The sequence below is a fragment of the Candidatus Peregrinibacteria bacterium genome (assembly GCA_016220175.1).
Lineage (GTDB): Bacteria > Patescibacteriota > Gracilibacteria > CAIRYL01 > CAIRYL01 > JACRHZ01.
Genome location: JACRHZ010000075.1, coordinates 1 through 11811, shown reverse-complemented (window position 1 = coordinate 11811; position 11811 = coordinate 1). Strand labels below are relative to the sequence as shown.

Sequence of the window (11811 nt, the reverse complement as noted above, 5' to 3'; positions counted from 1 at the left end):
TGTATTTTGTACTTTGTACTTTTCGCTTTTAACAATGCTTTCTGAAAAACTCAAAAAATCATTGCGCCATCTTCCGAGTACTCCTGGTGTTTATGAAATGCTGTCGGAGGATGGCGACACTTTGTACGTGGGAAAGGCGAAAAATCTCCGAAAGCGAGTACAAACCTACTTTCGAGTAAAAGCAGTTTTGAGTCTGCGTATTCAAAAAATGATCGAAAAAACACACGATATTTTCTGGACAGAAGTGAGTTCTGAGGTCGAGGCTCTTATTCTCGAATCGAATCTGATCAAGGAGAAGCGTCCCAAATTTAATATTCTTCTCAGAGACGATAAAAGTTATGCGTATTTTTGTGTTTCCATACGGGATGATTTTCCTCAAATCACGCTCACGAGGCACGTCATTAAAGATGGGAGTTTATATTTTGGTCCGAAAATTTCTGCAGGATCAGTGCGAAAAACAATCGATCTTTTACGGGATATTTTTCTCCTGAGAACAACGAATCTGGAAATTACCGAAATTTCTCCAGGAAAAGTAGAGGTGAAAAATCCGGGAAATATCAAGTATCCCTGTATTAATTTTCATATCAAAAAATGTTCCGCCCCCTGCATTGGAAATATCTTCAAAGAAGAATATCGATCGCGAATTCAAAAGGCGATCAAGTTTTTAAAGGGCGATACCAAAGAAGTTCTTGCGGATTTGGAAAAACAGATGCAGGAGTCTGCCGAGAAAAGAGAATTTGAAAAAGCCGCTCGGGTTCGTGATCTTTTTCGTGCAGTAGAGTCAATTTCTGAAAAACAAATCGTTTCTGCTCCCGATGAATTTTCTGCAGATGTCATTGGAACATGCCTCAAATTTGGTCATGCATTTTTTCATCTCTTTCAAATTCGCGAAGGAAAAGTGATCAATTCAGAAACATTTTCTCTGTCGATGAATTCATCTGAGGACTCTGAAGAAGCGCTTTTTGCTTTTCTTCGAGAACACTCAGACAGAGCCGCGGATATTCCCAAAACTCTCGTACTTTCCCTTCAAATTTTTCCCAAAGAAGAACAGGAAATTTGGGAGAAATTCTTTCAAGAGAAATGGCATCAGAAAATTGAAATTTCTCTTCCAGAAAAGGGAAAACGAAAAAAACTTCTCGAACTCGCTGAGAAAAATGCCGAGAGTTATGCGATTCGAAATGCCGCAAGTTTCTTGAAACACGAAGAAGACCTCGACAAAGTTTTGGAAACTCTTCAGAAAAAACTCAAAATGAAACACATTCCAAAACGCATCGAATGTTATGATGTTTCCCATTTTGGAGGAACGGAAACGGTCGCTTCGATGGCGGTTTTTGTGGAAGGAGAAGAGAAAAATGCAGAGTATCGGCGATTTCAATTAAAAACAATTGCTCATGGAGAGATAAATGATTTTAAAAGCATGGAAGAGGTGATTCTTCGAAGGCTCAAACATATTCCGAGGCAAATGCCAGACGGATGGAAAGTACAAAAGGTGAATTCAAAAAAAGATATGGAATTCATCGTAGCGGCGACGTCGGGCAAAAATGAAGGCGCGAATCCAAATTCACGCCCAAACGAAAATTTCATCATTCTCAAAAATGGTGAAAAGATAATTGGAATATTGGAACGCAAACCCGTAGGGGCAACTCTCGCGGTTGCCCAATCTGAAGAAATTCAAATTTCTTGGATGGATTCGAAACTTGCAATGACACAGAAATCCGAAGTCGGATATTTCCTCGTGCGAAAACTCTTGGAAATTTCAGAATCGAAGAAAATATTTTTTTCCGGAGTCGACGATGATCGACACTTGGAAAATCTCGGGTTTATTTTTGAAAATGAATGTTGGGTTTTCAAAAATCTCAGCAAAAAGAAAAAATACGATTCTCTCAAAATCATACCAGACCTTCTGGTAATTGATGGAGGAAAAGGACAACTGTCTTCTGCAAAAAAGATCCTTGATGAGTTTCCATTCGCAAAAAAAATCCAACTCTGTTCCCTCGCGAAACAATTTGAAGAAGTCTATATCACTGGAAATTCAAAACCACTCGCAATTACCGCTGATTCTCCCGAAGGGAAACTCCTCCAACGAATCCGTGATGAAGCTCACCGGTTTGCGATTACCTATAACGCTGATCTTCACAAAAAATCACAGCAGAAATCAGTGCTTGATGATCTCCCGGGAATTGGAACAAAAACGAAGAAAAAACTTCTGCAAGCGTTCGGATCGATATCTGGAATCCGCGATGCGAGTGATGAAAAGCTTCTTGAGATCGTGAGTGAGAAGGTGCTGAGGGAAATCAAGAAAGGACTCTAGAAATTGGCAAAAATATTTTCGATGAAAATCCATTTCCCCTTAAAAACTGCTATTTTGTGGTTACCGTAAATTCTTTCCTCGCTTCTTGATTCCTTCCCATGCCAAATCAAAAAGCACTTTCATGGCTTGGGCGATTTCGGCATCTTCAATAATGGTTCCGATGCGATTTCTCCCAGATGCAATTGTTACTTTATTATCATAAATTTGAATTTCTGGTTCCCAAAGGTACTTTTTGTGATCAATGATTTGCGATTCCCGATAACACTCCGGATCCGCAGCCTTTCTCCCTTTCCCAAATGGAGTATCCGGATAAATGGCCATCATATAGACGCCTGCTTTTTTCCGACGCTTGTAATATTCTTTAAAATAATCCGGAAGAAACTTGAGTCGCTCTTCAAAATTTGCAAGAGCTCGAACTGGTTCCTTGGCGGAAAGCGTATCCTCATACACCATTTTAATTCCTTGAGTTCCCTCATAAAAACTTAATTTCGGTTTTGAAAATTCATGTTTTTTCAATTTCTTCAGTTCGGAAACTGCGAATAAAAGTTGCTTCTCTTTTTCTTCAAAGTTGTTCATCATTTCTGTCTTCTCTTTTTCGAGCATTCGCATCAGGTCTTCGGCTTGAATTGGCTGGTATAGTGTAATGCGCTGTTTATGATGTTTGCTGACAATTCCTTTCGCTACGAGCGATTCTGCAAGGAATTGTGTACTGCTTCTCGGCAAATTTATTTTTCTTGCAAGAACAGAAGCGGGCTGAGCGCCAATCGTAAGCATTTCAACGTAGAGATGAACTTCTTTATCATTGAGTCCAATGCTTCTAAGAGCAGAAATAACTTTTTGAGGAGCGTCCATAGAACGAGTACGTAAAATAATAAGGCGTAAAGGTATCATCTTCCTCTCCAGAATACAACTACGCGTTTGGTGAGAACAATGAAAAATCTGGAGACGAGAGAAGGTGTATTTTTTCTTTGAATTTCTTGAGGACATTTCCTACAATGAGCGAGTCTTTTTTCCGAGAAAATATTCCTCATTTTTTTAAGATTTTTCTATGCGCAATTCTCTCTCAAATCCAAAAGTCCATCTCCTCAAATATGGCATCCGTGAAATCGTAGATGTTGCGCAAAAGTTAGCTGAAATGGATCCCCATTTCCAATTTATTTCAGAAAATATTGGAGATCCCATTGCAAAGAGTTGGACGGTGCCGCCATTCCTCAAAGAAATTATTGTAAAAGAAGTGCAAAAACCGGGAGATAAAGTGTTCGGATATTCTCATTCGAGGGGACTTCCTGAAGCGAGAAAGTGGGTTGTTGATTATGCCAAACGTTTTTCTCCATCTTCAAAACTCGATTATGAATATGTTCTTTTTGTGAGCGGACTCGGAGCCGGAATTTCTGCACTCTATCACATGCTCCCCGAAGGAAGTCGAATTTTGCAACCAACTCCAAGTTATCCAACTCATGCTTCGATGGAATCTTTTTCATCTGGGAAAGAGCCTATTTCGTATATGCTCGATCCGGAAAATAACTGGCAGCCGAATATAGAACATTTAGAATCACAGGTAAAAGCACATCCAGAAGTCACCGGAATTCTTATTATTAATCCGAATAATCCAACAGGCGCTGTGTACAGCCCAGAAACACTCGAGAAAATCGTGCAAATTGCTGAAAAATATCACCTCATGCTGATTTCTGATGAAGTGTATTTTCGCATGGTATACAATGGGCATACATATGCACAAATTACGGAAATCGCTCAGAATCGAGTTCCACTTGTGGTGATGAGGGGAATTTCAAAAGACGTTCCATGGCCGGGAGGAAGATCTGGATGGCTTGAATTTCATAATGTTGACAGAGATCCTGATTTTCGTTCATACGCGGAAGGAGTGAAAAAAAGAGTTCTTATGGAAGTGTGCTCTGTAAGTCTCCCGCAATTTATTTTGTCGCGAATTTATGATCATCCTGAGTTTGATGCATGGATTCAACATTATAATTCAGAACTTGAAAAAAACGGGAATTTTATCGCAGATATTCTTTCTCAAGCTCAAGAAATGAAGGTAAATAGAACAAATGGAGCATTTTATATGATGCCGCTTTTTCAGAAAGGAATTTTAAACGATAAGCAGAAGCTCCACATTGAAAATGAAGAAGTTCAAAAATTTATAGAAAAAGAAGTTTCTCGCCCGGGATTCCCACTGGATCAACGATTTACTTATTATCTCCTCGCAACCACCGGAATTTGCGTGGTTCCAGCTTCTGGATTTTTCAGTCCGTATCATGGTTTCCGTCTCACGACTCTTGATCGAGATGATGAGAGGAGGAAAAAAACGTATTCGACACTGAAGAATGCGATAGAGGAATACGTGGGAAGTTAATTCGTAATTCGTAATTGACTCTTATCCAAGTGATTTTCGAATCTCTGCCGCTTGCAAAATATCTTCGGAAAAATCCTCACCAATTTTCAATTTATGATAAATGTTTGAAGTAAAGTTTCGGTGGATGATATGGTGAGATTCTTCAGGTCCGATTGGAATTCCTACGTGTTTTTCAATATCCTGAATTTCATTTTTCACTTCTTCCCACAGCGGATCTTCTTTGCAGAGATGATCGAGATTTTCACGATTCAAATAATGTCCAGCATGACGAAAATCTTCTTTCAAATACGGACAGAGTGTATTGATAAGGTCCAACATTCCTTGTTCTTTTGCGAATCTGAGAGCTCTTCCCGATCCAATGAGTTCGGGGGGAACCCCGAGTGAATAGAGAGCTCCCGTAAAATGAATCGCTCTCGGAAGCTGCACTTTTCCCATTCCTCGAGAATATCCAAAAAGACCAATGTGAAGGACTCTTTCTCGATGAGATGGAAGCTTTTCCGCGACAGCATTGATCATCTCCGCAGAACTTTCAATTATAGGGCGATAAAATTTTTCCGCTGCATTCGTAAATTTCCTTAAAAGTTTTTGTTCTTCTGGGGAAATTTTTTGCGATTTTCCCCTATTTTTTGGAATTTCGGTATTTATTTTTTCGATTATTTTTTTTACAGTTTCATAATCGTAATCGTATCGAAATGCACTCTGAATCGTAAGAGTGGCAACACCTTTGTACTCTTCGATGGCAGCATCAATATTTTCCGGATTGAGTCCTCCTCGAAATGGGAGCGAACCAGCTCCAACAATGGGATACACAGGAATTCCACTCTCAGATTCGAATTCCTGATAGAGATGGAGCGCGAGTTTATTCATGAGTTTTGCTGAAAGGAATCCGGCATTGAGTGCTGGATCACTTCGTGCGGTAAATACTCGGAGATATTCGGGATACGCGTCATATTCCTCTTTCAAAAAATGGACATATTCTCGCAAAATTTCTGGCGCTTTTTCCACAATTTTGAGCTCTTCAAAAAGCGGAATAATACTGAGCACGGAGAGAACCGTTTTCAGCTCAAAAATTTCTTCCGTCGCGGTTGCAATTTTAGAAAACGCTTTTTGGAGATATATGAGCTGATCTGCTCGCGTCGTCATCGGAAGAATAATTTCAAAAAGTGGCGGCGAATGAAATTTATAATGAAGAGCGGCCTTCTCAGAAGAAAGCAGATTCATAAATGCTCTTGGGAGTTTATGGCTTGATTCAATCCAGATATTCGGAATGCGGAATGTCAGAAACTCATCACGTCCAAGTGGATGCTTCTGAAAATAATCATGATAGGTGTTGTAGAGGCGATCCACAACGGCTTCATCGACAAATTTCCCTTCCCAATCCCACATGTATTCGTGAATTCCGAGTTCTGAAAAACATCGATAACACTCTTCAATCTCATCTTGAGAAGAAAGTGCCCTTTTCCCCGTAAAATATGTCTTGCAGGCGTTATCCGGATGTTGGGTAGCCATCGTAACAGGAATCTTGCGCATAATGTCGATACATGACGTCAATGCATACGGTAAAAGATTTGTAAAAAGAAGACAAGTTCTCGATCAGCATCATTCTTTAAAATTACGCTTTGAGTGTATGATACATTTGGAGATGGAAGTGCGAATTTTACGAAAACTGTTACTTTGAAATATATATGGAGAAGTATCCGAGATTTTTCATTTTCTTCGCGTATTTCTTTGGAGCCATTGCGTTTGTGGGAATTCTTATGGAGGAGAAAAAAAATACGCTGACGTTATTTCACTTATGGCAAGCGCTCATTCTTAATACTTCTTTTGCGCTTCTCGATGTTATTTTTTATTTGTGGTACGTGCAAAATACAATTCGTGCACTCGAAGCTGGAGAACCAAATGAGTTTTTTCTGAAATCAATTTTTTTTCCACTTCCCGTGGGAATTACTTTACTTTTCCTCGTTGGATTTTTTGCCGCAAGAGGAAAATTCTTTAAGATTCCGATCATCGGGCAGGTGGCAGTGAGAATGAGCGGATACGCCGAAGTACAAAGCTAAAAGTACAAAGTACAAAGTACAAAATCATTATCTACTTTTTAATTTTGTACTTTGTACTTTGTACTTTTCGTTTCCTCACTTACAATTCTACCAGATTCTCACACCCAATTTTATGTCTCGTATCACCCACATCCACACTCTTGAAGTTCTCGATTCTCGTGGAAATCCGACGGTAGAAGTAGAAGTACAACTGGAAAGTGGTGCAAATGCTCGCGCAATTGTTCCTTCTGGAGCTTCCACTGGAGCTCATGAAGCTGTGGAACTTCGAGATGGAGACAAGAATCGCTATCTCGGAAAAGGAGTTTTGAAAGCGGTTCAGAATGTGAATACAGAAATTGCAAAAGCTGTGATCGGAATGGAAAGCGAAGAACAAAAAAAAATCGATCAGACGATGATTGATCTCGATGGAACGATGAATAAGGAACGACTCGGAGCGAATGCAATTCTCGGAGTTTCACTCGCGACAGCGAAGGCAACAGCACTGGAGAAGAGTATTCCCCTCTTCGAATATTTTGGACATCTTGCTGGAAATTCATCTCCAAATTTACTTCCAACTCCGATGATGAACGTCGTGAATGGTGGAGCTCACGCGGATTCGGGAATGGAAATTCAAGAATTTATGATTTTTTCAACCGGCGCGGAAAATTTTTCTGAAGCACTGAGAATGGGATCAGAAACATTTCACCATCTCAAAAAAATTCTTGCGGCACGAAAAATGGTGACGGCAGTTGGCGATGAAGGCGGATTTGCTCCTCATTTTAAAACCAATGAAGAAGCTATTGAAGTGATTCTGGAGGCGATTCATGAAGCGGGACATGATGGAAAAATTCAGATCGCGCTCGATGCTGCCGCTTCGGAATTTTATGAAGAAGGAAAGGGCTATAAAATTCGTGGAGAATATAAAACTGCGGAGGAAATGCTCGTATTCTATTCTTCGCTCGTAGAAAAATATCCAATTATTTCGATCGAAGATCCATTTTTTGAAGATGATTGGGATGCGTTTACCGCTCTTACAAAAGCAATTGGAGACAAAATCCAAATTGTGGGCGATGATTTGCTCGTCACGAATCCACGAAGAGTTCAGATGGCGATTGTGCGAAAATGCGTGAATTCGGCGCTCATCAAAGTGAATCAAATCGGAACACTTTCTGAAACCATTGAAACCGTCGGAATGGCAAAAAATGCAAAGTGGACGAGCGTTATCAGCCACCGCAGTGGAGAAACGGAAGACACGACGATTGCTGATCTCGCGGTCGGACTTTTGACCGGTCAAATCAAAACCGGTTCACTCTGCCGAAGTGAACGAATTGCGAAGTATAATCAGCTGCTTCGGATTGAGACGATGCTCGGGAAAAAAGCGAAGTTTCAGGGAAAAATTCGGTAAAATTTTAAATTCTAAATTTTGAATTTTGAATTTTGAATTCAAGATTGTGAGCGATATTGATCGCAGGCAACACTCGATAGAACTTGCGATTCTGTCGTCGGGGTTCGTCGACAGAAAATTCCTATTTTTTTTGACTTTTGTATAGTATTACGATATGATATATTCGTAATACTATTCTAATCCTATGAGTGTCGTCAGAAGCACCATTTCTTTCACTCCTCAAAACTGGGGAAAAGTCACTTCTGCTGCGAATAAAAGCAAAGTCGTGAATACTGCTGTGGAGTATTATTTCCGTGCACAAGACTATTTGGCAAAAAAAGAAGAAGAATTTATTCTTCAAGAACTCAAGCATTATAAAAAAACAGGAGAGCGATATACATTTGAGGAGGTATTTGGGCAAAAAAAATGGAAATCTTCTTCCTCCGGCAAGCGCAAAAATTCATCAAAAAGTCTTCTCAAGAACTTGAAGAAAAAATAAAACTGGAAACACTGAAAATCCAGACCAACCCGTACCAAAAAGCAAGAACTCTTGGCGGTACATTACGAGGGCTCTTTTCTCATCATTTCTCTTACAGAGGAGTCGAGTATCGCATTGTTTATAAAATTGAGAAAGAAATTCTTATTGTTGCCATCGGAGCTCGTGAAAATTTTTATAAAAGTCTCAATATGTAAAGAATCAACTCGTAATTCGTAATTGACTCCGCTTCAGCGGAGTTGATTTTCGTTGCCTTTTCCGCAGAAACACGAGAAAATCCCCCCTGCTATTTTTTCTTTTCTATGCTGAGAACACATACCTGCGGAGAACTGACCGAAAAACATGTAAAAACCGAAACCACGCTGTGCGGTTGGGTTCACAGAAGACGCGATCATGGCGGTGTAATTTTTGTCGATCTTCGCGATCGTTATGGGCTTACACAAGTCGTTTTTCATCCCGATATCCTGAAAAAGAATTTTTCGCTTGCCGAAGAGCTTCGTCCGGAATATGTGATCAAAGTTCAGGGAAAAGTGAGAATGCGTCCGGAAGGTCAGACAAATGAAAAAATAAAAACCGGGAAAATTGAAATCGAAGTGACGGAACTCGAATTTTTGAATCGTGCAAAAACTCCGCCATTTGAAATCGATCAGGAAATGGAAGTAAAAGAAGAGCTTCGCCTGAAATATCGCTACCTTGATATTCGTCGTGAGCGAGTGAAAAATAATCTCATTTTGAGGTCGGAAATTTTCAAAACGACACGAAAATTTTTTGAGAATGAAGGATTTCTCGAAATCGAAACGCCAATTCTCATTAAGGGAACGCCTGAAGGTTCTCGTGAATACCTCGTTCCAAGCAGACTCTATCCCGGAGATTTTTATGTACTTCCGCAATCTCCGCAACAGCTGAAACAACTCCTCATGGTTGCAGGAATAGATCGCTATTTCCAAATTCCGCGATGTTTTCGCGATGAAGATCAGCGCGGAGATCGTCAGCCGGAGTTTACGCAACTCGACCTCGAAATGAGTTTTGTGAATCAGGAAGATGTGATGGACGTGATCGAACGATATTTTTTAGAAATTACGGAAAAACATACAACGGGAAAGAAATTCCCAAAGAAATTTCCCCGAATGACGTATCACGACGCGATGAGCACATACGGCGTCGATAAACCAGATATGCGATTTGATCTAAAACTCGTCAATATTTCGAGCGAAAAAGAAAAATGTGGATTTGGAGTTTTTGAAAATTCGGAATATGTGTTTGTGCTTCCGGTTCCGAAAAAACATGGAGAAGTGACGAGAAAAATGATTGATGACTATACGGAACTCGCGAAGAAAAATGGAGCCGGAGGGCTTGCATGGTTTCGAGTGGGAGAAGAATCCGGACCAGTCGCAAAATACTGTTCCAAAGAATTTTTGGAAAAAATTACGAAAAAAACGAATTCTGAAAAAGGTGATCTCCTTCTCTTCGGCGCCGGAAATTTTGAAACTGCAGTTTCTCCGCTCGGTGCAATTCGCTCAAGCTTGGGAGATGTCTTCAACCTCAAAGATCCGAATAATTTTGCGTATCTTTGGGTGTATGAATTTCCAATGTTTGAAATGAATTCCGAAGGACAAATTGGCGCGGTGCATCATCCGTTTACCAGACCGCTGAAAGAAGATCAGCATTTGCTCGCAAATGAACCTTTAAAAGCTCGTGCGGAAGCGTATGACATCGTTTTGAACGGCGTGGAACTCGGAGGAGGTTCGATCCGAATTCACGAATCCGAACTCCAAGCGCAGATTTTTGATATTCTCCGAATTTCGAAAGAAGATGCGGACAGAAGATTTGGACACATGCTCCGCGCGTTTGAATATGGAGCGCCGCCGCATGGAGGATGCGCTCCGGGACTCGATCGGATTGTGATGATGTTTGCGGGAGAACCAAATATTCGGGAAGTGATTGCGTTCCCAAAAAACCAAACCGCACAGGATCTCATGCTCGGCGCTCCGTCAAAAATGCCGGAGGAGCAGATCAAGGAGCTCCATATTGAGGTGAGGGAGGAGGAGTAAGTTTTATAAAAAGTAAGTTTTATCTCTTGAAAAACGAATTTTCAAAGTTATGGGAATTTTTAAAACGCTCACATGAGCGGTTGTTTATTGCATATAAACATTTTCAAATTTGGGAAGCTATGCAAGAGATTCGTGATCCATTCCAAATTGGAAAGAAGCAAGCAGAAAAAAATGTAAAAACTATGAATAATTTTATAAATTTTTTCGGTCCAACAATGGATGCACACCGAAAGATTTTTGCAATTGAACTTGTTAAATTTTTCGACCCCAACCCAGATTCTCTTTCAATTGTGAAAATTATAAATTTTGCAAAAGCCAATTTAAAAAAGCTGACCTTGGAAACATTTAAAGAGTCTAATTCCCAAAGACTGAATATTGATGAACTTTCTAAAAATTATGATGGCATTAAAGAAACTGATCTCAACAAGTGTCGCGAGCTTTTATTTACAAATGGTCTAAATTTGGATGAGAAAAGATTTACAAAAGGAAGCTTAATTGGGAAGCTAAAAAAATTTCGTAATCAAGATTTAGCTCATGATCAGATCAAAAAAAAGAAGGTGTCTCTTTCTGCGGAGGAGATTGAGAAACTTTTTAAACTTGCTGAAAATATTCTTAATTTACTTTCACAAAAATTAAATCGCAATTCATGGTGGCATTTTAGTAGCGAAGATAGTACAAAATCTCAAACAAAGCTCATTTTCGAATACTTACAAAGATTCGAACCATATCGATTGAAGGAAATTAAAAAGAATCGAAAACGAAAACTACATAATTACTACACTCGTCGAAAACCTTCTAGACTTTGACAACCATGGGTATTTCCAGCTGAAACTGAGACCGGCAAAAACTAGAATCCAATGCATGCTTGATAGGCTCAAGAAAATATGCGAAGCCCTTAATGTGAGCGTTGGTGATTTAATAAAGTAAAATTATGCTTTATCTAGGAATAATCGTTTTTCTAATAGGAATAATCTTTCTTTTAATAGGAGAGTGGCAATCTTCTATGAACGGTACACTTTCGGCTCTCATATGTGACGTTTCATTTATCATTGCTGGCATCTTACTTATTCTAGGAACGGTTTTTATTTTTATCCGAGATTGGCGCGCTGGTTTGTTTTTCGTTATCGTTGTCTTCTTTTTCATTAAAAAACATTTGTTCGAT

At 39.7% G+C, this 11811-nt stretch carries 11 protein-coding genes; 9 read left to right on the top strand and 2 right to left on the bottom strand.

Going from position 1 to position 11811, the window contains the following annotated elements:
- Positions 1–34: 34 nt before the first annotated feature.
- Positions 35–2311, top strand: coding sequence for an excinuclease ABC subunit UvrC (gene uvrC, locus HZA38_06170; protein MBI5415066.1), 2277 nt, complete (start codon positions 35–37; stop codon positions 2309–2311).
- 60 nt (positions 2312–2371) lie between these two features.
- Here uvrC and HZA38_06165 read toward each other — a convergent pair whose 3' ends face one another.
- A complete protein-coding gene (locus HZA38_06165) occupies positions 2372–3163 on the bottom strand; it encodes a BlaI/MecI/CopY family transcriptional regulator (protein MBI5415065.1) in 792 nt (263 codons plus the stop codon).
- 196 nt (positions 3164–3359) lie between these two features.
- Between HZA38_06165 and HZA38_06160 the strand changes: the two genes are divergently transcribed.
- On the top strand, positions 3360–4682 hold the full coding sequence (locus HZA38_06160) for a pyridoxal phosphate-dependent aminotransferase (GenBank protein ID MBI5415064.1): 1323 nt from the start codon (positions 3360–3362) through the stop codon (positions 4680–4682).
- Positions 4683–4703: 21 nt separating this feature from the next.
- On the opposite strand, the gene ppcA is transcribed toward HZA38_06160, so the two are convergent.
- Positions 4704–6191: a phosphoenolpyruvate carboxylase gene (gene ppcA, locus HZA38_06155; GenBank protein ID MBI5415063.1), complete on the bottom strand. Its 1488-nt coding sequence runs from the start codon at positions 6189–6191 to the stop codon at positions 4704–4706.
- A gap of 176 nt (positions 6192–6367) precedes the next feature.
- Here ppcA and HZA38_06150 point away from each other — a divergent pair, with 176 nt between their 5' ends.
- From HZA38_06150 to HZA38_06120, 7 genes are all read left to right on the top strand, one after another.
- Positions 6368–6739, top strand: coding sequence for a hypothetical protein (locus HZA38_06150; GenBank protein ID MBI5415062.1), 372 nt, complete (start codon positions 6368–6370; stop codon positions 6737–6739).
- Between the two features lie 112 nt (positions 6740–6851).
- Positions 6852–8123 carry a phosphopyruvate hydratase gene (gene eno, locus HZA38_06145; GenBank protein ID MBI5415061.1) on the top strand — a complete coding sequence of 424 codons (1272 nt, stop codon included), beginning with the start codon at positions 6852–6854 and terminating at the stop codon, positions 8121–8123.
- A 184-nt stretch (positions 8124–8307) separates the two neighbouring features.
- Positions 8308–8601: a hypothetical protein gene (locus HZA38_06140; protein ID MBI5415060.1), complete on the top strand. Its 294-nt coding sequence runs from the start codon at positions 8308–8310 to the stop codon at positions 8599–8601.
- Positions 8529–8795, top strand: coding sequence for a type II toxin-antitoxin system RelE/ParE family toxin (locus HZA38_06135; GenBank protein MBI5415059.1), 267 nt, complete (start codon positions 8529–8531; stop codon positions 8793–8795). The genes HZA38_06140 and HZA38_06135 overlap by 73 nt, the downstream gene beginning before the upstream one ends.
- Before the next feature lie 105 nt (positions 8796–8900).
- Complete coding sequence (gene aspS / locus HZA38_06130) at positions 8901–10649, top strand: aspartate--tRNA ligase (GenBank protein ID MBI5415058.1); 1749 nt, start codon at positions 8901–8903, stop codon at positions 10647–10649.
- A gap of 26 nt (positions 10650–10675) precedes the next feature.
- Positions 10676–11455 carry a hypothetical protein gene (locus HZA38_06125; GenBank protein MBI5415057.1) on the top strand — a complete coding sequence of 260 codons (780 nt, stop codon included), beginning with the start codon at positions 10676–10678 and terminating at the stop codon, positions 11453–11455.
- A 55-nt stretch (positions 11456–11510) separates the two neighbouring features.
- The gene (locus HZA38_06120; protein ID MBI5415056.1) at positions 11511–11576 is read left to right on the top strand and encodes a helix-turn-helix domain-containing protein; all 66 of its coding nucleotides are present in this window, start codon (positions 11511–11513) and stop codon (positions 11574–11576) included.
- Positions 11577–11811 lie beyond the last annotated feature (235 nt).

Coding starts and splice junctions, on each gene's coding strand:
- uvrC (MBI5415066.1), top strand. CDS start 35: ATGCTTTCTGAAAAACTCAAAAAATCATTGCGCCATCTTCCGAGTACT.
- HZA38_06165 (MBI5415065.1), bottom strand. CDS start 3,163: ATGGACGCTCCTCAAAAAGTTATTTCTGCTCTTAGAAGCATTGGACTC.
- HZA38_06160 (MBI5415064.1), top strand. CDS start 3,360: ATGCGCAATTCTCTCTCAAATCCAAAAGTCCATCTCCTCAAATATGGC.
- ppcA (MBI5415063.1), bottom strand. CDS start 6,191: ATGGCTACCCAACATCCGGATAACGCCTGCAAGACATATTTTACGGGG.
- HZA38_06150 (MBI5415062.1), top strand. CDS start 6,368: ATGGAGAAGTATCCGAGATTTTTCATTTTCTTCGCGTATTTCTTTGGA.
- eno (MBI5415061.1), top strand. CDS start 6,852: ATGTCTCGTATCACCCACATCCACACTCTTGAAGTTCTCGATTCTCGT.
- HZA38_06140 (MBI5415060.1), top strand. CDS start 8,308: ATGAGTGTCGTCAGAAGCACCATTTCTTTCACTCCTCAAAACTGGGGA.
- HZA38_06135 (MBI5415059.1), top strand. CDS start 8,529: ATGGAAATCTTCTTCCTCCGGCAAGCGCAAAAATTCATCAAAAAGTCT.
- aspS (MBI5415058.1), top strand. CDS start 8,901: ATGCTGAGAACACATACCTGCGGAGAACTGACCGAAAAACATGTAAAA.